The sequence below is a fragment of the Natrinema sp. LJW11 genome (assembly GCF_056135975.1).
Window position 1 is genome coordinate 346,216 of sequence record NZ_JBWBDM010000004.1, and the last position, 20,382, is coordinate 366,597.

Here is a 20,382-nt window from a genome sequence, read left to right on the forward strand (position 1 = left end):
GCACAATGACAGTCGTCGCTTTCGACTTCGACGGGACGCTTTCCGACTCCGAGATGACCGTCCTGCTGGGCGACCGCCGCGGCGTCGCCGCCGAGATGGACGAAATCACCGAGCGCGCGATGAACGACGAAATCGAGTACGCCGAGAGCCTGCGCAAGCGCGCGGCCCTGCTCGAGGGGCTTCCCCGGGCCGAGGCCGACGCGGCTTTCGACGAGGTCGTCCTCCGCGAGGGGGCCGCCGATCTCATCGAGGAACTGAACGCGGCCGGCGTCACGACCGCCATCCTCACGGGCGGGTTCGAACGCGGCGTCGCGGCCGCCCTCGAGCGCGAGGGGGTTTCCGTCGATCACATCGTCTCGAACCGGCTCCCGATGGCGGACGACGAACTCACCGGTGCGGTCGAGGGGTCGCTGATCGAGGGTACCAAGGACGACGCCCTCGCGGCCCTCGCCGACGACGTCGGCGTCGATCTCGCGGATACCGTCGCGGTCGGCGACGGTGCCAACGATCTGCCGATGCTCGAGGTCGCCGGGCTGGCGATCGGCTTCGAACCCAAACCGGCGGTCGAGCCCCACTGTGACGTCGTCGTCGCGTCGATGGCCGAGGCCCGCGAGACGCTGCTCGAGGAGGCCGTCCTCACTACGCGCTGATCCGTCGGGAATAGTTCCGATTTCGTTCGCGTAATAGCGTATTACGTCCCTACGCCACCGGACCGAACTGGGGATTCCGGTGTTTTCCACCCTCCCGGCGCCGGTTTCGACACTCCGTCAGTGCGCAGTGACTATCCGTACTAACTGCCGATTTCACGACCGAGAGAGTTTTAACTCACAATCGAGTAAGCGTTTCTGATGATGTGGCAAGACCTCGTATTCATGCTCGGAAGCGGCCTCTCGATCGTTTTCCTCGCGCCGACGTTGCGCGACTCGAGCGCGCGGGTTCCGCTCGGCACGAGCCTCCCGTCGATGGGGATCGGGTTCGTGTATAGCACGACGTTTTTCACGCTCGGAATGACCTTCTCCGCTGCGGGCGCGTTCGCCGCCGGCTCGATGTGGTCGCTGATCGCCCTGTTCCGCTCTCCCCAGGGCGTCTCGATGAAACTGCTCGCCCGCGAAAACCTCGCGCTGTTCGTCTCCGATCTGCAGTACTGGATCGACCGCCGACGCTCCGACCGCGCGACCGCAGACCAGTACGTCTCGTTCGATCACGGTCACGAACAGCAGTACTGATACTCGACGGGACGCGTCCGAAACCGTTCCCCCTGTTTCCTCCGCCGTGCTCGCGTCGTCACTATGGTCCGTCGACCGTTTCCACAGCGGCTACTCGAGCGGAGCAGGGCACGACGCAGCGATCGGTCCGGAAAAATGCGCTGGCGCACAGAACTATCCCCGCACTGGGTAGTTCGATCGGTGATTACAGTTGCGTTACTGGGCCTTCGCCATCACGGCCTCGAGGGCCTCACGCGGCTGGGTAAGCAGGCCGCCGACGGCGCCGAGGATCGCCGGAACGATGATCCCGGCGAAGAGGATCGCATCGGTCATCGACGGACCGAACTCGACGTCGGTGCTGACCGAATCTCCCGCGTCGTTGATGTAGTCGCCGGCGGAGAGTCCGAGAACGCCGCCGTCCTCAGCGCCGATGAGGTTCACGACGGTGGGTACCTCGGCGTACGTCTGCGTCATCACGAACGCCGCGATCGCGGCGAACGCGAGGTAGGGGATGGCGACGGTGACGCCAGCTTTCGCGGCGTCGACGGGGCTGTTCGCCTCGGTGTATTTGGCGATCGCGTATCCGGAGACGACGATACCACCGACCGTCACGAGGAACAAGACCAGCGTCGACATGCTGAACGCGCCGGTCGCGAACGCAGCACCGTGGTTCGGAGCGTCACTGAGCGTTGCGGCTTCGCCATCGGCCTCGAACCCGGTCCCGAACACGCTGAGATAACTCCAACCGGCGGCCTTCCAGGAGGCGACCATCTCGGTGACGACCACGTCGCCGTCCGCTCCGACGGCTGCAGCGATGGGGCTCGTTTGCGCCGTTGCAATCGCGGTGAGGAGTAGGTGCGTCAGATACGTGGCGACCACGGCGATGGCCCCGAACACCGCCCCCTCTTTGATCGGGAGATCGCTCCCCTCGTCCCGCGATACCCGCTGTTCCTCCGTCGGTTCCTCGGTTTCGTAATCCAGTTGCTTCCCGTCTGACATCACTAACACATCAGACAGGGAGGTATTATACTTTACGACACTGTTTATATAACGAGATTTTCTATTTATCGTGAATATACTCGAGGGCGTTCTTTCGAGCGGAAATTTCCGTTCGTATCGGTGAACGGATTATATCACTTCGAAAACAGACTCGTGTGAACCGGCGCGAAGTCGCTGGTCTCGTCGGCCGCCGGTGCCGTATCGGTGATCGCACGGCCCTCGAGCCCGGTCTCGAGCAGGTCCGAGAGCGGCGGGCCGACGGTTTCGGGTTCGACGAGGAACGCGTCGTGGCCGTGATCGGACTCGATCACGTGGTGAGCGACGTCGACGCTCGCGTCGCGACAGGCCTCGGCCAGCGCTTCGGCCTGTTCGACGGTGAAGTGCCAGTCGCCGGTAAACGACAGGACGAGGAGTTCGCCCTCGAAGGCCGCGAGCGCGTCGGCGTCGGACTCGTACCCCGCCGAGAGGTCGAAGTCGTCCATCGCGCGGGTCATGTAGAGGTAGCTGTTGGCGTCGAACCGGTCGGTGAACTTGTCGGCCTGATAGTCCAGGTAAGACTCGACTTCCCGGTAGGGGAAGAAGGCGGCCGCGGCGTCCGGCGGGTCCCCGCGGACCGCTTCCCGACCCGCCGAGCGGCGGCCGAACTTCCGCCCCATCGAGGCCTTCGAGAGGTACATGATGTGACCGATCTGGCGCGCTCGAGCGAGGCCGTCCCGGGGTTCCGGGCCGCCGTAGTAGTGGCCGCCGTTCCAGTTGGGATCGCTGGTGATCGCCCGGCGGGCGACGGTATCGAGCGCGAGACACTGCGGGTCGAGCCGAGCGGCGGTGGCGACCGCGCCGGCTCGCTCGACGTCGTCGGGGAAGCGCCGCAGCCAATCGAGGACGTTCATCCCGCCGACGCTGCCGCCGACGACGGCGTGGAGCCGGCCGACGCCGAGGCTGTCCAACAACTCGCGCTGGGCGCGGGTCCAGTCGCCGACCGTAACCGGCGGGAAATCGGTGCCGTACGGCTCGCCCGTCTCCGGGTTCTCGCTCGCGGGGCCGGTCGTTCCGTAACACGACCCGGGCGCGTTCGCACAGATCACGTAGTACTCGCTCGTGTCGATCGCCTTTCCGGGACCGACGACGTCGCCCCACCAGGCGCGGGCTTGCCCCGCCGTCTCGCCGCCCGCGTCCGGTCGCCGGGCGACGTGGGCGCTGCCGGTCAGCGCGTGACAGACCAGCACCGCGTTATCGCCGGTGAACTCGCCGTAGGTCTCGTAGGCGACCTCGAGGTTCGGGATCGACTCCCCCGATTCGAACTGGAACTCCCCCAGATCGACCGTTTCCTTCGTCGTCATCGTGTTTCACCCGCCCCCCGACAGGCCCGCGTCGCCGCCTCGATCGCCTGCTCGAGGTCGGCCAGAATGTCTTCGGGATCCTCGATCCCGACTGACATCCGGATCAGGTCGGCCGTCACGCCCGCTTCCTCGCGCTCTTCGGGCGAGAGCTGGCCGTGGGTCGTGCTCGCGGGATGAATGACGAGCGTCTTCGCGTCGCCGATGTTCGCGAGGAACTGGGCGAGTTCGACGTTCTCGCAGAAGGCCTTGCCGGCCTCGAATCCTTCTTCGAGGCCGAACGCGACCATCCCGCCGAAGTCCGCGAGATACCGCGTGGCGTTCTCGTGCGTGGGGTGGTCCGCGAGGCCCGGATGCGTGACCCAGGCCACGTCCTCGTGGTCGTCGAGGTACTCCGCGACGATGGCAGCGTTCTCGCAGTGTTTGTCGACGCGCAGGGGCATGGACTCGAGCCCCTGGAGGGTCTGCCAGGCGTCGAACGGCGACTGCTGGTTCCCTAAACTTCGGAGCGAGCGGAATCTGGCCGTGGCCGCGAACGGCGCGTCCGAAAAGTCCCGCGAGAAGTCGACGTCGTGGTAGGCGTGGTTCTGCCCCGCGATCTCGTCGTAGCCGTGCTCGCCCCAGGGGAACGTGCCGCCGTCGACCAGCACCCCGCCGACCGTCGTTCCGGAGCCGTGGAGCCACTTGGTCGTCGACTCCCAGACGACGTCGGCCCCGTGCTCGAGCGGTCGGCAGAGCGCCGGCGTCGCGAAGGTGTTGTCCACGACCAGCGGGACGCCGTTGTCGTGGGCGACCTCGGCGACGCGCTCGAAGTCGGGCGTTACCAGGGAGGGGTTGCCGATCGTCTCGCAGTGGACGAACGCGGTATCCTCGTCGATGGCGTCGTCGTAGGCGTCGTACTCGAGCGTGGGGACGAACCGCGCGTCGATATCCCGCCGACTCGCCGTTTTCGAGAAGTAGGCGGTTGTTCCGCCGTAGGTGTCGGTCGAGCAGACCACGTTGTCGCCCGCCTCGGCGAGGATCAACACCGCGGAATCCAGCGCGGCCATGCCGCTGCCCGTCGCGACCGCGCCGGCACCGCCCTCGAGGTCGGCGAGGCGGTCCTCGAGCGTCGTGACGGTCGGGTTGGCGATTCGGGAGTAGATGTAGCCGTCGTCCTCGAGGGCGTAGCGGGCGGCGGCCGTGTCGGCGTCCTCGAAGACGTAGGAGGTCGTCTGGTAGATCGGCGGTGCCATCGCGCCGGTCTCCGGATCGGGAGACTGGCCGGCGTGGACGCTGCGCGTGCGGAGTCCGCGCCCGCCGTCCTCGGCGTCGGAGTCGACACCGTGCTCGTCGCTCGCGTCGTCGCTCATGTTTAGTATGCATACTACTCCACGTTCATATGCGTGGCAGTAACGGCAAAAACCGCAGACTAGAGAATGTCACGCATCGATCGATCGGCTCCACAGGCGGCGCAGGCCGAGTGCTTCGGAGCTCGACTCCGAGGCGGTTCACTCGCGTTCGTCCACCGAAGCCGCGCGCTTCGAGTACTCGACTCGGTCAGTTCTGATGACGCGAGCGACCGTTTCCGTCACCTCGAGCCGATGGCTTCCCCGGCGCTTCGCTTGCAGGCTCAAACGCTTTGCCTAGCCGGCCGTGCTGTCGAGACATGCAGACGGTCTTCCACCTCATCGCGGACGAACCGGCGCAACGACAGACCGCGCTCACGATCGCAGAAAACCTCACGGAAGACGACTCCGTCGAGATCGACGACATCGCCATCGTCGCCCAAGCCGACGGGATCGAGCCGCTGACGACCGGCGGGGACGGCAGCGACACGGTCGAATCGCTGCTCGAGACCGGCATCTCGGTCAAGGCCTGTGGCAACACGCTCGACCTCAAAGATCTCGCGGAATCGGATCTCGTCGAGGGCGTCGAAACGGTCCCCTCCGGCGGCGGCGAACTCACCCGACTGCAGAGCGAGGGCTACGCCTACATCCGTCCGTAGGGTCGGCCGCTCCCGTCGTCCCATCACACCTCACGCGTGCTCAAGCGCCTCGAACATCGTCCGAACGGAATCTGACTCCGTCTCGAGTCCGCCCGCCCGCGGAGAGACCGCGACGCAGATCACGAAGTCGTCGCCGTGGGCGACTGGCTCGCTGACCTGCAGGTCGACGTCGACCCTGCTCCGCTCGGAAATCAGTCGCGCACGCGCCTCGTATCGGGCGAGCGTCGTCTCGGTTCCCAGGATCGAGATCGATTCCTCGCCGACGGGTTCGACGTCCTCGAGCCGGTCGTACCGGCTCTGTATCAGCGCGACGAGTTCGTCCGTGGAGAAGTCGCCGACGGGATTGAACGTCTTCCCGAGGACGGACACCCGTGGCGTCGTGAGGACGGCGACGACCGCCGCTTGCACGCGCGTCAGTCCGAGCGTCTCGAGCGGGATCGACCGGTCGTACTCGGCGTACCAGTTCCGGGCCTCGAGCGATCGTTCGATCCCGAACCGGCCGACGGTCCGCCTGACGACGAGTTCGTCGACGGCGCGTTCGTCGTACCCGGTTTCCGCGAGCGCCGTCTCGGAGACGGTCGCTGCAGTCGACGAGAGCGAATCGTCGACGAGGTTCGTACAGCCGGCGACGGCCCCCGTTCCGGCGGTGACTCCCGCAGCGAGTAGTTGCCGACGCGTGACTCTCATCGAGAGTAACACGTTCTCGGCGACCGAAACTCCGTCGGTTCCGGCAGAGACCCGACTCCCGCGTGACAGAACCACGAGGAAAACTCTCAGGCGGGGAACGGCTCGCCTCGAGACGAACGGCTTCATACTCACGGAGCGCCAACCCCCCGGTCGTGCACTCGAGTGATCGCGACCGGGCCGTGCTCGCCGCCCTCGTCTTCGCGGTGTTGTTCTCACAGGTGCTGCTCTATCCGGGCGTAGCGACGCTGGTAGCGGCTTTGGGTGCGGACGCGGCGGGGTCGGCGTTCGCGGCGACGCCGCTCGACGCGAGCATGTGGTTTCTGGTCGCCGAGTTCGCCGCCTACGTCGCGTTCGTCGGCGTCTGGGGCGTCGCGAGCGACGCGACCGGCCGCCGGACGCCGTTCATCGTCGCCGGTGCCCTCGCCGGTGCCGTCGGCTACGCCGCTCTCGCCGCCGTCCCCGCGGTCGGATCGATCCCCTTCGAGGGCGTGCTCCTCCTGCGGGTCTTTCAGGGCGCGATGACTATCGGCGCGTTCTCCCTGACGATGACCATGCTGATGGATCTCGAGGGCGGCCACGGCCGGAACATGGGCGCGGCGGGGATCGCCATCGGGCTCGGCGCCGCCCTCGGCGCGCCGATCGGCGGTCAGCTAACCGAGGTCGACCCGATCGCACCGCTGCTCGTCGCTGCCGGCTTACTCGTCTGCGTGGGCCTCGTCGTTTCGCTCGTCGAGGACCGCACGCCCGACGAACGACGGTCCGCTCGCGCGCTCGTGGACGGAATTCGGCGGCGACCGACGCTGTCGATCCCGTTCGCCTTCGGCTTCGTCGATCGGCTCACGGCCGGCTTCTTCGCGCTCGTGGGGACGCTCTACTTCCAGGAGGCGTTCGGGCTCGACGCCGGAACGACCGGGCTCATGCTGGCGTGCTTTTTCGCCCCCTTCGCCCTCCTGCAGTATCCGATGGGCGCGCTCTCGGATCGGATCGGGCGGACGATCCCGATCGTCGTCGGTTCGCTGTGTTACGGCGTCGGAATCATCCTCGTCGGGGCCGCGCCGTCGGTCCCGACCGCCGCGATCGCGATGGTCGGCGTCGGCGTCCTCGGCGCGCTGGTCGCCCCCGCGACGATGGCGCTGGTCACCGATCTCGCCGACGAGAGCGAACGCGGGATCGCCATGGCCGGATTCAACCTCGCCGGTAGCCTCGGCTTCCTCGGCGGCTTCCTCCTCGGCGGCACCGTCGCCAGCAGCTACGGCTACGGCACCGCCTTCCTCGTCGTCGGCGGCCTCGAGATCGCGATCGCCGTCGCGACCGTACCGGTGTTTCTGCGGCTCTCGCTCGAGGCGACCGATCACGTTCGGTCGGGTGACCGCGGCGACGCCTGATACCGTCCGCTCTGGTGGACAGTCAACGAATATAGTCTCCTCTACGTTGCGGTATGTACTCACATAACATTGTAACGAGAGAAGGTATCAATTTTTATGCGGTCAGACCCAATTCCCGATGATGGCACGAGACAACCCAGTTTCGCGGCGGACAGCACTGAAGATCACCGGCGCGGCCGCATCGACGGCGCTCGTCGCCGGCTGCAGCGGTGGTAACGGGGACGGTAACGGCAACGGTAACGGTAACGGTGACAGTGAGGGCCCGTACACGATCGAGTCCGGAACGACCATCGAACTCAAATCGCTGGCTCAGGACTGGGAAGGCGTCGCGCCGTCCCAGATCGAAGGCGTGGAGAACCCCTCCCTTAGCCTCACCGAAGGCGAGACCTACACGATCGAGTGGGTAGAGAACAAGACGGGTTCACACAACCTCGCGGTCTACGACGACAGCCAGACGGCCGTTGCGGGACCGACTGAGCAGGTCTCCGATGAAAAACCTGGTCTGTCAGTCGAATTCGAGGCGTCGAGTGATACCGTCGAGTACGTCTGCAAGCCCCACTATACCGCCGATATGAAAGGCAGTATCCAACTCGAATAACGGGTTCTACACCACGATTCGGGTGGAACGGTCGATACCGTCTGACCGTTGCAGTTCCGATTGCTTTCTGCCGTTTTTCTCTGGCGGGCTACGATCGCCACACAGCGACTGGCGGCGGTCGCTGTTTCAGGTTGAACCAGCGACTTTCGTATACCGAACACTCTCTCGAATTCGCGGAAAATGACAGCTATTGGACTCGTATCAGACTCCTCCGAACCGCCGGGCTAACGGCTGCGACCGGCGTCATCGCGCGGTGTCTGGACGAGAGTACGACCGACGACGACCCCGGCGGCTCGACAGATTACGGCGATGGCGACGACCCTGGGACCGGAGACGAGGCTGATGGAGATGACGGGTCGGCAGCAGACGGTACCGACGGTGACGCGGCCTCGGACAAGGACGGTACCGACGATCCCGACGACGACGATTCGGCTACTGACGCCGAGGACGGGAAGACCGAATCGACCGAGACCGATCGCGAGTACGAGATCGAACCCGGAACGGAGGTCCTGTCCAGCGCGGAGACCGTCGAATGGGTCGGCATCGCCCCGTCGCGAATCGAGGGGATATCGAACCCGACGCTCGTTCTCCAGGCGAGCAAGGAGTACACGATCGGCTGAGCCAAGGGCGACGAATCCGCTCATAATATCGAGATTTGGGACGAGAACGAGTCGCTCGTTAATGACCTCGAGACCGAGGTGGTCGTCGAACCTGACAAGGACCAGCGACTGACGGTTACCGCCAGCGAGGAGATGGCTTTCATGTCTGTCATCCCTACAACATAGCCGGTATGCGGGGGACTATCGAGGTTCGAACCGGCGAGTGATGCCGGCGTCGATCGGGCATCAAAAGTACCATACCACCTCGCGACTCAGTAGCCCGTATCAGGTGATTTCCGTGAGTAAGAAACGCGAATATAAGGACGACTATCCCGACAAGACGCTGTATATTCCGGGCCCGACCGAGGTACGAGAGGACGTCCTCGAGGCGATGTGCCAGCCGATGTTCGGCCACCGAATGGACCGAATGACCGACCTCTACACGACCATCGTCGAGGACACGAAGGAGTTCCTCGGCACCGACAACGAGGTCATCATCCTCACGGGGTCGGGGACCGAGTTCATGGAGAGCTCGCTCCTCAACCTCGTCGACGAGAACGTCCTCTGTACGACCTGCGGGAGCTTCAGCGAGCGACAGGCCAACGTCGCCGAGCGCCTCGGCAAGAGCGTCGACACGCTCGAGTACGAGTGGGGCCAGGCGGTCAAACCCGAGGACGTCCGCGAGCGACTCGAGGAGAGCGAGACGGAGTACGACGCCGTCACCTGCGTGATGAACGAGAGTTCGACCGGCGTCCGCAATCCGATCGAGGAGATCGGCGACGTCGTCGCGGAGTATCCGGACACCTACTTTATCGTCGACGCCGTCTCGGCGCTGGGCGGCGACCTCGTCGACATCGACGAGCACGACATCGACGTGATCTTCACGTCGGTCCAGAAGGCCTTCGCCATGCCGCCGGGGCTCGCCGTCTGCGTCGTCAGCGACGACGCCTACGAGCGCGAACTCGAGTCCGAATCCGCCTCGTGGTACGGCGGCTTCCAGCGTTCGCTGGACTACTACGATCGGAAGGGACAGACCCACTCCACGCCGGCGATTCCGATCATGCTCGCATATCGGAAACAGATGAAGCACATGCTCGAGGAGGGCCACGACGGCCGAGACCAGCGCCACCGGGAGATGGCCGAGTACACGCGCGAGTGGGCCCGCGAGCACTTCGATATGTTCCCCGAGGAGGGGTACGAATCCCAGACGGTGGCCTGCATCGAGAACACGCAGGGGATCGACGTCGCGGAGACCATCGACGCCGTCGACGAGGAGTACGACATGGTCTTTTCGAACGGCTACGGCTCCCAACTCGGCGAGGAGACGTTCCGCATCGGTCACATGGGCGAACACGACCGCGAGTCGATCGAGGAACTGACCGACGCCATCGAAGAGGCCGCCGGGCTGTAATCGTTGCTCGAGGATTCCAGCGCGACCGACCGACTGACTCGGACCTCCGCTTCGTCGTTCTCTGCCGTCGCAACTCGCTGCGAGCTACGAAAATAGCCCCGAGAGCCACTCGAAGAAGCCCACGATCAGGTCTACGACCCGCTCGAAGAGCGACCGGAGCCCGCCGATGGGGTCGTTGCTCCAGTTCGATCCCTCAGTCGCGCGGTCGTCGCCGAGCGCCGCCCGGGCGTCCACGAGTCCGTCCCCTTCCGCGCAGGTTCCGAGCACCGTCTCCGCCGTCTCGCCGAGGATCTTCCGGACCGGATCGGTCGGTCCCGGTCCGTCTTCCTCGCGGGTTTCCCAGACCAGCGCAGCGACGCCGGTGACGAACGGGGTGGCGACGCTCGTCCCGCTCGCCTCTGCGTACTCGTTGTCCACGGTGCTCGAGGTGATTTCCGTCCCCGGTGCCAACAGGTCGACGGCCGACCCGACGCTGCTGTAGGACGCCAGCGTGTCGTTCTCGTTCATCGCGGTCACCGCGACGACGTCCTCGTGGGTCGCCGGGTAGGTCATCGTCTCCGCGCTACACGAGTCGCTCCCGTCGTTTCCTTCGTTTCCGGCCGCACAGAGCAGGAGGTGGCCCGCCGAGTGCGCGGACTCGATCGCCCTGGCGAGCGTGGAACTCTCGGCCTCGCCGCCGAGGCTCATCGAGATGATCTCCACGTCATTCGACATGCACCAGTCGATGCCGGCGATCAGCTCGCTGTAGCGGCCGGAGCCGTCGTCGCCGAGCACCTTTAGGGCGTACAGATTCGCCTCGGGAGCGACGCCCACGACGCCGCGGTCGTTGTCGTCCGCGCCGGCAACTCCGGCGACGTGCGTTCCGTGGCCGTGGCGGTCCTCGTAGTCGCCGGGCGTCCCGTCATCGGTGAAGTTCCGACCGCCCTCGACCGAGAGACTGCAGTGGTCCGACTGGATCCCCGTGTCGAGAATCCCCACGTCGACGCCAGCTCCGTTCGGTTCTACCGCGTCGGCGCCGATCCGTTCCACGCCCCACGACGGTCGTTGGTCGGGGTGGGCGTCACAGCCGGAGCCGCTGGGGGGATCGAAGATGTCCGACAGGGACGGCGACCAGTTCGACGGGATTCCGGTCTCCTCGTCGTCTTCGACGGACGCCACGCGGCGGTCGCCGCGCAGCTCGTCCAGCCTGGTCGACGGCACCGCAGCGACCACGAACTCGAAGTTATCGAACTCGAGGACCGTGACTCCGCCGACGGCCTCGATGACATCGAGGAGTTCGCTGAGGTCGTCGAGCAGTCCCGTTTTGGGATGTACGAACACTCGCTCGGTGTCGGCGTTGAATTCCGCAGCCGACGCCGGCGTCCCGAGCAGCCCGGCCGCGGCGCCGGCTCCGATACCGCCGAGCAACCGCCGCCGGCTGAGTTTCATGCGCAGGTCGACGTACAAGGACGGAATAAGTCTTCTGTGTCCGATGACAGTCTGCCGAAGCGATCGGTCGCAGCCTCGAACGGTATCGGTGCCGGCGATGCTGTGACTGGACGGTTTCAGAACGCCACCGCTGAAAACCGAAGACCAGACTGGTTTCGGATAGTTGCACTAGCCCACGCGTATCGTCGTTTTATGGAATATGCCCTTCCTCGCGAAGCTGGTCGGCCTCGCTCTTCTCGTAGCGCCAGGTGATGTCGGCCTTTTCGTCCTGCCAGTCCCAGGGTTCGACGAGCACGACGTCGTCCTCGCGGATCCAGACGCGCTTTTGCATCTTGCCGGGGATTCGCGCGGTGCGTTCGGTCCCGTCGGCGCAGCGTACTGTGACCCGATTCGCCCCGAGCATGTTCGTGACGGTCGCGAAGACCTCGTCATCCTCGGGCATCCGGAGGTTCTTCCGACCGCCGTCTCCGTCGCTCATGGCCGTGGATTCGCGTTCGAGTGGTTTAATCCTTTATCGTCCGGCCGAACGCCGGACGCTGACGGCGCGTGACGGACGTGCGAGCGCGGAAACCACGCCGTTTATTTCGCTCGGCTCTGCACCCCTGCGTATGTTGAAAAACCTCGGCGCGCTCGGTGTCGCCGGTATCGTGATCTTGCTCGCCGGTATCGGTCTCATCGCATCCCAGAATCTACTGATCGCTGCGGGGATGGCACTCATCGTTGCCGGACTCGGTCTGGTCGTCAAGTCCCTGATCTCGGGGCTGCTCCAGAACTTCGGGATGTTCTGACTATCCTCGAGCGAGGACCTGAACCCAACGGCTCAAGCGTTTTCATCCTGGATCGCGTATCGCTCGTATGGGATACACGATCCAGTACTACGATCTCGTGTTGGTCGCCATCGCAGCGAGCCTCGGGACCGGAGCCGTCGTCGGGTACGCGACGGCCGTCCCGCTCACGGCCGCGATCGGTATCCTCGGACTCGTCTCGATCGCGTTCATCGGCCACGCGCTGTTCGTCAACGGTCCGGTCGACGGCACCGAGGACCTGCGGGAGGAACTCTCCCTCGAGGAGGTGCCAGAGGCGCTCTCGCCGATAAAAACCGGTCCCGAACCGTAACGCGACCTAGCCCATTCACACCTCGCTGTCGCCGGCTCGGTGCTCGCTGATGAGCTGGTCGACCATCGCCGATTTGCGGTCGCGTTTCCGCGCCTCGGCGCGTTCGTGCCAGTCGTCGATGGCGGCTTCGACGTCGGCATCGCGGGCGACGGCGAGCTCGTCGACCTCCTGCATGGCGACATCGTCGGCGGGGCCGACCGGAATCTCGCTCTCGAAGAGGATCTCGTCGGCGATCTCGGAGAGGCCGCCGTCCTTGAGGACGACGCGGGGGTCGAACTCCGCGAGGAGCTCGGCCGTCGACCGGCCCGCACCGCTGGCGTCCCGGATGTAGACCACGTCGCCGCTCGCGATGCCGTACTGCTCGTCGGCCTCGCGAATCGCCCCCTTCGTGAACTTCTCGACGACTTTCACCGGAACCAGCCCCTCCTTCTTCGCGGAGACGTCGCTGAAGTTCGAGTGATCGAGCTTCCAGAGGGCCTTCATCCGCTCGACTTTGTTTTCGAGGCTCTCGACGTCCTCGCGGGCGTCGTCGCGCTCGCGCTCGAGTCGGTTCGCCTTTCGCTCGAGGCGGCTCACCTCGCGGTCTTTGCGAACCTGCGTTCGTTCCTCGCGGCGAGCGAGGGTCAGTTTCGACTCGAGCTCGTCGATCCGGTCGTCGCGCTCGGCGACGCGGCCCTCGAGGCGGTCGACGTGCGACTGGAGCCGTTCGACTTGGCGCTCTAAGTCCTTGATCCGCCGTTCCTCCTCGGTGAGTTCGCGGGGCTCGTGCTCGTTTCGTTCCTCCTCCTCGCCGCTCTCGTCGTCGGACAGATCCCGGAGGACGGCCTCGACGCTTTCGTCGCCGGCGACGACGCGGGCGGTTACCTCGCCGCGATCGATCCCCGGCGGGAGTTTGTCGGCGATGCGCTCGAACTGGTCCTCGTGGGCGTCGACGGCGTAGAGCGCGGCGGCCATCGCGTCGCGCTGGTGGTCGTCGTCGTAGGGGTGCTCGCGCGTGCGGTGTTGCTTCTCGTCGACCGGGAGATCGCTGTCGGGTGCCCAACCGGCGGCGTCGAAACTCCGGCGAAACTTCTCGACGGTTTCGGGCATCGGCGTCACGTCGGCCGCGACGATGACCGGGCGGCCCCGCTCGACGATCCACTCGATCACGTCGGCGGTGTCGCTGGTTCGGGAACTCCAGACGTCGAGCATCTCGCCCTCGAGGCCGACGATCGCGACGGCGGTCGTCGTCCCCGGATCGATGCCGACGACGACGTGGTCGCGGCGCTTGACGAGGGGCTCGAACTCGATGCCGTCGCGGCGCTCGCGCTCGATCTCGACGCGGACGTCGCCGGATCGGTTTCGCGAGACGGGGATGTCGCTGGGCCGGGCCCGGACGGTGAAAATCGCGTTCGCGAAGCCCCCGTAGGCCTCCCGAACGTCGCGCTCGTACTCGAGGTTGTGTTTCTCGAGTTCGGACTCGACCTCGCGGGCTCGTTTCCTGACCGAGCCGTGGATGCGGCGGGTGTAGCGGTCCTCGCTCCAGCCGCCGCTGCCGGTCGAGCGGCCGCGGGCGACCTTCACTTCGGTCGTGTCGGTGAACGCGGAGACTTCGTGGCCGACGTTGTGGGCGGCCAACCGGGCGGCGGCTTCGGCCTCCTGCATCGGGTCCTTTCCGTAGGGGACGTTGTGGCGGTTCGCGACGCGGGAGAGTGGTTCGGGCTGTTCGGCACCAGTCACCTGCACGAGCTTGGTTCCGGTCGGTAGCGAGCCGAGGAAGTGGATCAGCTGGTCCTTGTCGGCGGCCAGCTCGTACATGTTGTCGGTCGCGACGATCGCCGGCTCCTCGTCGTCGATCAGTCGCCTGAGCTTGCGGTGAGAGACGACGTCTCGAGCGATCTCGTCTCCGTCGTAGACCGCCAGTGCGTACGATGGGGCATCGCCACGCACGTCACCGCTCTGAACGTCGACACCGAAGACGACCGCATCGAGCGCACTCGTTCGCGTACTCACAGCGGGCCGTAGGAACGAGACGGCTATAAATCCGGCGCGGGTTCGCACTGCGATAGAGTCGGACGAAAGCCGGGTGCAGGGGCGCGTTCTCCAGCCGATTCGATTTTTCACCCGGTTTACTGAGCAAGATACTCGGTAGTGTGTTCGATGAAAGAAGTTCTCTGCTACCGTGGCAACACGGAACCGCCACGCCCTCCCCAACCGATTCGTTCGCTCGCTGTACTCGCTCACTCATCCCTCGCGCAGTGTCATACGACCGCCCTCACTCTCGTTCGGCCGGTCGACAGCGCGCGCCACCGCACCGGCTGGACGGTCTGAAGTGAAATGCCGTTCCTCTGTCTCGAACGGTCGCGTCGACTGACCTACTCGCCGTCGGGATACGGTATCTCGAGCCCCTGTCCGTCGTCGGGGACGAACACGTCCGCAGGATCGCCGTCGAAGACCTCGCGAGCCTGGTCCTCGTGATCGGCGGTGTGACCGGCGTAGCGCGAGGAGAGGTGTATCAGTGCGAGCCGGTCCGCGCCGGCGCGGTTCGCGATCTCGGCGGCCTGCCGGGCCGTCGAGTGGGCGGTGTCGGTCGCCCGATCGGCCCGGTCGTCGGCGAAGGTCGCGTCGTGGATCAGCAGGTCGGGTTCCTCGGCGACCTCGATCGTCGCCTGCGCGGGGCGGGTGTCGCCGGTGTAGACGATCGATCGGCCGGGTCGGGGGTCGCCGACGACCTGCTCGGGGCCGACGACGGTTCCGTCCTCGAGTTCGACGGCCTCGCCCTCGTGGAGCCTGGAGAACTTCGGCCCGACGGGAACGCCGAGTTCCTCGGCGCGCTCGCGGTCGAATCGGCCCTTGCGGTCGTCCTCGACGAGGGCGTAGCCGACCGAGCGGGTGTCGTGGTCGGTGTCGAACGCGCGGACCTCGTACTCGTCGGTGCGGTAGGCGACGTCGCCGCCGTCGACCTCGTCGATCCGCACCGGAAACGAGGGGCGGTTTCCGAGGGCGTTCACCAGCGACTCGAGCTGGCCGCGCGTACCGCGAGGGGTGTGGATGGCAAGCGGCTCGTCGCGATCGTTGAATGCCATCGTCTGGAGCAATCCCGGAATCCCGAGAACGTGGTCGCCGTGGAGGTGCGTGACGAACAGCTGCGAGACGGAAAAGCCGGTGCCAAAGCGCATCATCTGGCGCTGGGTCCCCTCGCCGGCGTCGAACAACAGTCCTTCGCCCTCGCGGGCGACGAAGACGCTACTCGGATTTCGCGCCGTCGTCGGAATCGCGCCGGCCGTCCCCAGAAACGTCACGCGCAGTGGCATCGGTACCCCTTCGGCGGGCCGCGACTAAACCGGCTTCGGATCGCTCGAGCCGAGCGTCCGTTTCGCACCGCTCTCGTCGGTGGAAATCGCGAGCCCGACCGTCGAATCGTCCTCGGCGACGAACGTCCTCGCTGAACGCTCGTAACTGGCGGTTATGTGGAGCCCCCATCCCGAACCGAATCAGAAGCCTGCGAACGGACTGCGCATTTTACGTCCGTCGAACACGAAGAGGGGGACGACGACACCCCCAATGAGTTCGAGACTGACGTTCGGCACGCTGAAGCGGATCGGAGCGATTCTGATCGCGATCATGATCGTCGTCGCCGCCGGTATCGTCGTCGGCCAGGCCCCCGCCATCTTCGGCGTCGAGGAGGACCACGAGGCCTCGATCACGTTCGAGGATCAACAGGGCAACGGCTCCACCGTCACGGTGCAGTCGGTTACCCTTTCCGAGGGCGGCTACGTCGTCGTCAGTGACGGCGGCGACGAGCCGCTGGCCGTCTCCGAGCGTCTCGAGGCCGGCAGCCACGAGAACGTGACCGTCGAGCGCGAGGACGACGCGACCCGCGAACTCCTCGGGCAGCTGACCGCGACGGTTCATCGGGACACGTCCGACGACGAGGGCTACGCCTACGGGGCGAGCGGCGGCGAGGAGGATCGCCCCTATCTCGAGGACGGGTTTCCGGTCAGCGACACCGCGACGGTGACGACGGGCGATGACGCGGTCAGCAACTCGTTCGTGGTCGAATCGATCGACGCGCCGGCGACGGCGACGACGAACGAGACGATCGAGGTGAACGCCACGATCCGCAATCCGACGGAGTTCCGGGCCCAACAGCCCGTCGAGGTCCGCATTGATGGCGCCGTCTTCGCGCGACAGGTGCTGGAACTCGAGGGCGGCGAGACTCGGACCGTGACCCTCGAGACGAACACCGATGGTGCACCGCCCGGAAACCGGTCGATCGGCGTCTACACCGAGGACGACGGGGAACTCGAGCGGATCGATCTCGAGTTCCACACCGATCCGAGCGTCGCGGTCACCGATGCGAGCACGGAGCGCGTGACCGTCTCGGCCGCGATTCCCGAAACCGGGTTCGTCGCCCTCGAGCACGACGGCTCGATAGTCGCCACGAGCGACGAACTCGAGCCCGGCGAGCACGAGAACGTCACCGTCGATCTCGCCAACGACACCGCCGTCGGCGAGACGGACGAACTGACGGCAGGCCTCTACGCGGGCGATCCGGACGAGGCCGATTCGGCGTCGACGATCGAGTTCGAGGGCGACCCGGTCGAAACGACGTTCACGATCGCGGACGCGGCCGAGAACTCGAGCGACGGCGGTGACGGTTCCGACAACGAGTCGACCGGCGAGTAGCCGTCCCTTCCGTCACCGGGTCGCTGCCGATTCGACCGGGCCGAATAATCGACCGATTCTTACCCGGCCCGCTCCTAGTCGCTGGCGATGGACGCGCCGCTGTGGACCGAAACCCACGCCCCGGAGCTGGCCGAGTTGCCACAGGACGACGCTCGCGAGTACTTACAACGAGCCGTCGAGGAGCCGATCAACCTCCTCCTGCAGGGGCCGCCCGGAAGCGGGAAGACGGCCGCGGCGCGCGCACTGGTCCGCGAGGCGCACGCCGACCCGGACAACGATTTCGTCGAGATCAACGTCGCCGACTTCTTCGGCCGGACCAAGACCGAGATCAAGAACGATCCCCGCTTCGAGCACTTCCTCGTCGGTCGGTCCTCGATGTCGAAGCGGGACATGATCAACCACGTTCTCAAGGAGTCCGCGAGCTACGCGCCGGTCTCGGGGGGGTACACCACGATCTTGCTCGACAACGCCGAGGACGTCCGCGAGGACTTCCAGCAGGCCCTGCGCCGGATCATGGAGCAACACCACCGGACGACGCAGTTCATCGTCGCCACGCGCCAGCCGACCAAGCTCATCCCGCCGATCCGCTCCCGGTGTTTCCCCGTCTCCTTCCCCTCGCCGACCAGCGAGGAGACCGTGACCGTCCTCGAGCGCATCGTCGAGGAAGAGGAAGTCGCGTACGACGACGACGGCCTCGAGTTCGTCGCGGGCTACGCGAACGGGAACCTCCGGCAGGCGATCCTCGCGGCCCAGACGACCGTCGAGGACGCGGGCGAACTCACGATGAGCGCGGCCTACGAGACGATCGGCGAGGTCGGCCTCGAGGACGAGGTCGAGTCGATGCTCGACGACGCCGAAGCCGGCGAGTTCACCGACGCGCGATCGACGCTGGACGACCTGCTCGTCGACGAGGGGTTGGACGGCAACGAGGTACTGGACGTGGTCCTCCGAGTCGCGCGCAAGCGCTACCAGGGCGAGCACCTCGCTCGAGTTCATCGGCTGGCCGCCGACATCGACTTCGAGATGCACGAGGGGACGAGCGATCGGATTCACGTCTCGCATCTCCTTGCGGAGCTGGGTCGGGACGCCTGACGACTGTCCCCTGATGGTGACTCTGATGACGGACGATTCACTCGATGAACGGCTCGCCGATCTCGAGTCGAGGCCCCCGTCTCGCTCGCCATCGTCGCTCGAGGACCCGGCTGTCTCGAACGACGAGTCGAAATCGATCACGCTGCTCACTCGTTTCTGGGCCGTGTTCATTCTCACACCGCAGGTTCGTATTCCGCTCAGTATCGCGCCCGGTATCGGCGAGTCACCGACGGGGAACGCGATCGTCCTCACGTCGCTGATCGGCGGCGTCGTCGTCGCCGAGTGCTTGCTCCGGCGGTTCGGACCGACCATCGTGTCCGCGCTCTCGGTGGGCTTTTTCGCTGCATTGCTGAGTGCTCTCGGCGCGTTCGTCGGCTGGGTAGTCGCGACCGGCACGTCCCCTCCCGATGTGGTGATCGGTACTGGGTTCCTCGTCGTTAGCGCCGTCACCACCGCTTACCGGTTCGAGCGGGCGGCAGTCAGTTGACGGCTCGTCAGGACGACGGCGTCTCGTCCGGCAGTCGATTTAGTCGACGTACGGTTTCTCGAGGTCACTGCTCCCACCGATCCGATCGCTCAGCCACTGCGTCACGACGTCGAAAACGGTCACGAGCGGCGAGAGGGCGCGCTCGACCATCGTGATCGGCCGTGCGACCGCGACCGCCCACCGCTGGGCGTTTCCCAGCCCGTACGACTTGGGGACGATTTCGCCGAACACGAGGACGACGACGCTGACGGCGACCGTCGCGGCGGTCACGGCGATTCCGGTGGGGAGGTAAGTGACGAAGACGACCGTCACGATACTCGAGAGCGCCACGTTGACGACGTTGTTGCCGACCAGAACCGTCACGAGCAGCCGGTGCGGGTCGTCCCGGAGGGATTTGAGCGCGGTCGCTCGCCGATCCCCGCTCGTCGCCCGTTCGTCGATCCACGCCGTCGGCAGCGTGAAGATCGCCGTTTCTGCGCTCGAGAAGAACGCGCTACAGCACAGCAACACGACCGTCGCACCGAGCCCGAACCACGCCAGCGTGAGATCGACCATGCCCCCGATTTCGGGACGAGGTCCATGAAGACGAGGGATTTCCGGCTGGTATCGCGTCGATACGGAGCGTTTTCCCATCGCCGGACGAAGGTCGGGTATGCCGACGCTTCTCGAGACCCACATTCGGAACCGCTTTCGCGTCCAGCCGAACCACGCGAACAACAACGACACGCTCCACGGCGGCAACCTGATGAAGTGGCTCGACGAGGTGAGCGCGATGTCCGCGATGCGTTTCGCCGGCGAGACCTGCGTCACCGCTCGAGTGAACGAACTCGACTTCGAGCGTCCGATTCAGATCGGTGACACCGCCCTCGTGGAGGCCTACGTCTATGACGCGGGCCGGACGAGCGTCCACGTCGCGCTCCGCGCCTGGCGCGAGGAGCCCCGTAGCGGCGAGACCGAGAAGACGACCGAGTCGACGTTCACGTTCGTCGCGATCGACGAGAACGGCGAGAAGGTCCCGGTCCCCGACCTCTCGGTCGAGAGCGAGGAGGGGCAACGGCTTCGCGATCGCGTTCACGAGATCGAGGGCTGATCACCCACCGAACGTCGCGTCACCTGCGTCCCGAAACGCTTCGTCACCCCACTTCGATCCTCGCGTAACCGTCTCGAGATCGAGTTCGTCGCGGAGTTCCGTCGGAATCGTTACCCGGCCGCGACAGTCGAGACGAATAGTGCCGTATTCTTCGCCAGCAGCGTCTTCCGTTCCGTCCATACGGATCACCGGTGTCTAATCACACGTCACCGCCCTCGATAAGAGAGGGGACGATCCGAACCCTCTCGTGACTCGCTACAGCGGGCGGCTGACTGTTCGGTCTCTATGATGGC

Annotated in this window: 23 protein-coding genes; 13 read left to right on the forward strand and 10 right to left on the reverse strand. The window is 65.7% G+C overall.

All coding sequences use genetic code 11. From position 1 onward, the window contains the following. Nucleotides 1-5: 5 nt before the first annotated feature. The gene (gene serB, locus AC0QDI_RS13520; protein WP_474668961.1) at nucleotides 6-650 is read left to right on the forward strand and encodes a phosphoserine phosphatase SerB; all 645 of its coding nucleotides are present in this window, start codon (nucleotides 6-8) and stop codon (nucleotides 648-650) included. A 198-nt stretch (nucleotides 651-848) separates the two neighbouring features. Then, the gene (locus tag AC0QDI_RS13525) at nucleotides 849-1,226 is read left to right on the forward strand and encodes a hypothetical protein (protein ID WP_474668963.1); all 378 of its coding nucleotides are present in this window, start codon (nucleotides 849-851) and stop codon (nucleotides 1,224-1,226) included. 195 nt (nucleotides 1,227-1,421) lie between these two features. Here AC0QDI_RS13525 and AC0QDI_RS13530 read toward each other — a convergent pair whose 3' ends face one another. From AC0QDI_RS13530 to AC0QDI_RS13540, 3 genes are all read right to left on the reverse strand, one after another. After that, the gene (locus tag AC0QDI_RS13530; RefSeq protein WP_474668965.1) at nucleotides 1,422-2,204 is read right to left on the reverse strand and encodes a DUF7978 family protein; all 783 of its coding nucleotides are present in this window, start codon (nucleotides 2,202-2,204) and stop codon (nucleotides 1,422-1,424) included. A gap of 134 nt (nucleotides 2,205-2,338) precedes the next feature. Then, nucleotides 2,339-3,544 (reverse strand): homoserine O-acetyltransferase MetX, encoded by a 1,206-nt coding sequence (gene metX, locus AC0QDI_RS13535; RefSeq protein WP_474668967.1) that lies wholly within the window; start codon nucleotides 3,542-3,544, stop codon nucleotides 2,339-2,341. Beyond that, a complete protein-coding gene (locus tag AC0QDI_RS13540; RefSeq protein WP_474668969.1) occupies nucleotides 3,541-4,893 on the reverse strand; it encodes an O-acetylhomoserine aminocarboxypropyltransferase/cysteine synthase family protein in 1,353 nt (450 codons plus the stop codon). Before AC0QDI_RS13540 ends, metX begins: the two co-directional genes overlap by 4 nt. A 296-nt stretch (nucleotides 4,894-5,189) precedes the next feature. Between AC0QDI_RS13540 and AC0QDI_RS13545 the strand changes: the two genes are divergently transcribed. Further along, nucleotides 5,190-5,528 (forward strand): DsrE family protein, encoded by a 339-nt coding sequence (locus tag AC0QDI_RS13545; RefSeq protein WP_474668971.1) that lies wholly within the window; start codon nucleotides 5,190-5,192, stop codon nucleotides 5,526-5,528. Nucleotides 5,529-5,558: 30 nt separating this feature from the next. On the opposite strand, the gene AC0QDI_RS13550 is transcribed toward AC0QDI_RS13545, so the two are convergent. Continuing rightward, on the reverse strand, nucleotides 5,559-6,215 hold the full coding sequence (locus AC0QDI_RS13550; protein ID WP_474668973.1) for a DUF6517 family protein: 657 nt from the start codon (nucleotides 6,213-6,215) through the stop codon (nucleotides 5,559-5,561). 152 nt (nucleotides 6,216-6,367) lie between these two features. Here AC0QDI_RS13550 and AC0QDI_RS13555 point away from each other — a divergent pair, with 152 nt between their 5' ends. The 4 genes from AC0QDI_RS13555 (at nucleotide 6,368) to AC0QDI_RS13570 (ending at nucleotide 10,208) form a co-directional block, all read left to right on the forward strand. Then, the gene (locus AC0QDI_RS13555; RefSeq protein WP_474668974.1) at nucleotides 6,368-7,600 is read left to right on the forward strand and encodes an MFS transporter; all 1,233 of its coding nucleotides are present in this window, start codon (nucleotides 6,368-6,370) and stop codon (nucleotides 7,598-7,600) included. 121 nt (nucleotides 7,601-7,721) lie between these two features. Then, on the forward strand, nucleotides 7,722-8,198 hold the full coding sequence (locus AC0QDI_RS13560) for a plastocyanin/azurin family copper-binding protein (RefSeq protein ID WP_474668976.1): 477 nt from the start codon (nucleotides 7,722-7,724) through the stop codon (nucleotides 8,196-8,198). Nucleotides 8,199-8,329: 131 nt separating this feature from the next. Next, complete coding sequence (locus AC0QDI_RS13565; protein ID WP_474668978.1) at nucleotides 8,330-8,818, forward strand: hypothetical protein; 489 nt, start codon at nucleotides 8,330-8,332, stop codon at nucleotides 8,816-8,818. 277 nt (nucleotides 8,819-9,095) lie between these two features. Next, entirely contained in the window at nucleotides 9,096-10,208 is a 1,113-nt protein-coding gene (locus AC0QDI_RS13570; RefSeq protein ID WP_474668980.1) for a pyridoxal-phosphate-dependent aminotransferase family protein, read from the forward strand. Nucleotides 10,209-10,292: 84 nt separating this feature from the next. On the opposite strand, the gene AC0QDI_RS13575 is transcribed toward AC0QDI_RS13570, so the two are convergent. Next, nucleotides 10,293-11,636 (reverse strand): S8 family peptidase, encoded by a 1,344-nt coding sequence (locus tag AC0QDI_RS13575; protein WP_474668982.1) that lies wholly within the window; start codon nucleotides 11,634-11,636, stop codon nucleotides 10,293-10,295. 190 nt (nucleotides 11,637-11,826) lie between these two features. Next, nucleotides 11,827-12,114: a translation initiation factor eIF-1A gene (eif1A, locus tag AC0QDI_RS13580; protein ID WP_474668984.1), complete on the reverse strand. Its 288-nt coding sequence runs from the start codon at nucleotides 12,112-12,114 to the stop codon at nucleotides 11,827-11,829. A gap of 130 nt (nucleotides 12,115-12,244) precedes the next feature. Between eif1A and AC0QDI_RS13585 the strand changes: the two genes are divergently transcribed. Together AC0QDI_RS13585 and AC0QDI_RS13590 are read left to right on the forward strand one after the other, a co-directional pair. Continuing rightward, nucleotides 12,245-12,424 (forward strand): DUF7470 family protein, encoded by a 180-nt coding sequence (locus AC0QDI_RS13585; RefSeq protein WP_474668986.1) that lies wholly within the window; start codon nucleotides 12,245-12,247, stop codon nucleotides 12,422-12,424. Nucleotides 12,425-12,491: 67 nt separating this feature from the next. Next, the gene (locus AC0QDI_RS13590) at nucleotides 12,492-12,752 is read left to right on the forward strand and encodes a DUF8015 family protein (RefSeq protein ID WP_474668988.1); all 261 of its coding nucleotides are present in this window, start codon (nucleotides 12,492-12,494) and stop codon (nucleotides 12,750-12,752) included. A 15-nt stretch (nucleotides 12,753-12,767) separates the two neighbouring features. Here the strand turns inward: AC0QDI_RS13590 and AC0QDI_RS13595 are convergent, their stop codons facing one another. Together AC0QDI_RS13595 and rnz are read right to left on the reverse strand one after the other, a co-directional pair. Next, nucleotides 12,768-14,744: a DUF460 domain-containing protein gene (locus tag AC0QDI_RS13595; RefSeq protein WP_474668990.1), complete on the reverse strand. Its 1,977-nt coding sequence runs from the start codon at nucleotides 14,742-14,744 to the stop codon at nucleotides 12,768-12,770. Between the two features lie 362 nt (nucleotides 14,745-15,106). Beyond that, nucleotides 15,107-16,045, reverse strand: coding sequence for a ribonuclease Z (gene rnz, locus AC0QDI_RS13600; protein WP_474668992.1), 939 nt, complete (start codon nucleotides 16,043-16,045; stop codon nucleotides 15,107-15,109). A gap of 250 nt (nucleotides 16,046-16,295) precedes the next feature. Here rnz and AC0QDI_RS13605 point away from each other — a divergent pair, with 250 nt between their 5' ends. The 3 genes from AC0QDI_RS13605 (at nucleotide 16,296) to AC0QDI_RS13615 (ending at nucleotide 18,999) form a co-directional block, all read left to right on the forward strand. Next, the gene (locus AC0QDI_RS13605; RefSeq protein WP_474668994.1) at nucleotides 16,296-17,420 is read left to right on the forward strand and encodes a DUF7282 domain-containing protein; all 1,125 of its coding nucleotides are present in this window, start codon (nucleotides 16,296-16,298) and stop codon (nucleotides 17,418-17,420) included. Nucleotides 17,421-17,507: 87 nt separating this feature from the next. After that, nucleotides 17,508-18,512, forward strand: coding sequence for an AAA family ATPase (locus tag AC0QDI_RS13610; RefSeq protein WP_474668996.1), 1,005 nt, complete (start codon nucleotides 17,508-17,510; stop codon nucleotides 18,510-18,512). A 25-nt stretch (nucleotides 18,513-18,537) separates the two neighbouring features. Continuing rightward, a complete protein-coding gene (locus tag AC0QDI_RS13615) occupies nucleotides 18,538-18,999 on the forward strand; it encodes a hypothetical protein (RefSeq protein WP_474668998.1) in 462 nt (153 codons plus the stop codon). A gap of 39 nt (nucleotides 19,000-19,038) precedes the next feature. Here the strand turns inward: AC0QDI_RS13615 and AC0QDI_RS13620 are convergent, their stop codons facing one another. Then, nucleotides 19,039-19,554 (reverse strand): DUF21 domain-containing protein, encoded by a 516-nt coding sequence (locus AC0QDI_RS13620; RefSeq protein WP_474669000.1) that lies wholly within the window; start codon nucleotides 19,552-19,554, stop codon nucleotides 19,039-19,041. A gap of 97 nt (nucleotides 19,555-19,651) precedes the next feature. On the opposite strand from AC0QDI_RS13620, the gene AC0QDI_RS13625 reads away from it, so the two are divergent. After that, nucleotides 19,652-20,089, forward strand: a complete 438-nt coding sequence (locus AC0QDI_RS13625; protein WP_474669002.1) for an acyl-CoA thioesterase — start codon at nucleotides 19,652-19,654, stop codon at nucleotides 20,087-20,089. Here the strand turns inward: AC0QDI_RS13625 and AC0QDI_RS13630 are convergent, their stop codons facing one another. Then, a complete protein-coding gene (locus AC0QDI_RS13630) occupies nucleotides 20,090-20,269 on the reverse strand; it encodes an AbrB/MazE/SpoVT family DNA-binding domain-containing protein (RefSeq protein WP_474669004.1) in 180 nt (59 codons plus the stop codon). Nucleotides 20,270-20,382 lie beyond the last annotated feature (113 nt).

Bases quoted from the DNA above. Each gene is read 5' to 3' on its own strand.
- serB (WP_474668961.1), top strand. From the start codon at position 6: ATGACAGTCGTCGCTTTCGACTTCGACGGGACGCTTTCCGACTCCGAG.
- AC0QDI_RS13525 (WP_474668963.1), top strand. From the start codon at position 849: ATGATGTGGCAAGACCTCGTATTCATGCTCGGAAGCGGCCTCTCGATC.
- AC0QDI_RS13530 (WP_474668965.1), bottom strand. From the start codon at position 2,204: ATGTCAGACGGGAAGCAACTGGATTACGAAACCGAGGAACCGACGGAG.
- metX (WP_474668967.1), bottom strand. From the start codon at position 3,544: ATGACGACGAAGGAAACGGTCGATCTGGGGGAGTTCCAGTTCGAATCG.
- AC0QDI_RS13540 (WP_474668969.1), bottom strand. From the start codon at position 4,893: ATGAGCGACGACGCGAGCGACGAGCACGGTGTCGACTCCGACGCCGAG.
- AC0QDI_RS13545 (WP_474668971.1), top strand. From the start codon at position 5,190: ATGCAGACGGTCTTCCACCTCATCGCGGACGAACCGGCGCAACGACAG.
- AC0QDI_RS13550 (WP_474668973.1), bottom strand. From the start codon at position 6,215: ATGAGAGTCACGCGTCGGCAACTACTCGCTGCGGGAGTCACCGCCGGA.
- AC0QDI_RS13560 (WP_474668976.1), top strand. From the start codon at position 7,722: ATGGCACGAGACAACCCAGTTTCGCGGCGGACAGCACTGAAGATCACC.
- AC0QDI_RS13575 (WP_474668982.1), bottom strand. From the start codon at position 11,636: ATGAAACTCAGCCGGCGGCGGTTGCTCGGCGGTATCGGAGCCGGCGCC.
- eif1A (WP_474668984.1), bottom strand. From the start codon at position 12,114: ATGAGCGACGGAGACGGCGGTCGGAAGAACCTCCGGATGCCCGAGGAT.
- AC0QDI_RS13585 (WP_474668986.1), top strand. From the start codon at position 12,245: ATGTTGAAAAACCTCGGCGCGCTCGGTGTCGCCGGTATCGTGATCTTG.
- AC0QDI_RS13590 (WP_474668988.1), top strand. From the start codon at position 12,492: ATGGGATACACGATCCAGTACTACGATCTCGTGTTGGTCGCCATCGCA.
- rnz (WP_474668992.1), bottom strand. From the start codon at position 16,045: ATGCCACTGCGCGTGACGTTTCTGGGGACGGCCGGCGCGATTCCGACG.
- AC0QDI_RS13605 (WP_474668994.1), top strand. From the start codon at position 16,296: ATGAGTTCGAGACTGACGTTCGGCACGCTGAAGCGGATCGGAGCGATT.
- AC0QDI_RS13610 (WP_474668996.1), top strand. From the start codon at position 17,508: ATGGACGCGCCGCTGTGGACCGAAACCCACGCCCCGGAGCTGGCCGAG.
- AC0QDI_RS13615 (WP_474668998.1), top strand. From the start codon at position 18,538: ATGACGGACGATTCACTCGATGAACGGCTCGCCGATCTCGAGTCGAGG.
- AC0QDI_RS13620 (WP_474669000.1), bottom strand. From the start codon at position 19,554: ATGGTCGATCTCACGCTGGCGTGGTTCGGGCTCGGTGCGACGGTCGTG.
- AC0QDI_RS13625 (WP_474669002.1), top strand. From the start codon at position 19,652: ATGCCGACGCTTCTCGAGACCCACATTCGGAACCGCTTTCGCGTCCAG.
- AC0QDI_RS13630 (WP_474669004.1), bottom strand. From the start codon at position 20,269: ATGGACGGAACGGAAGACGCTGCTGGCGAAGAATACGGCACTATTCGT.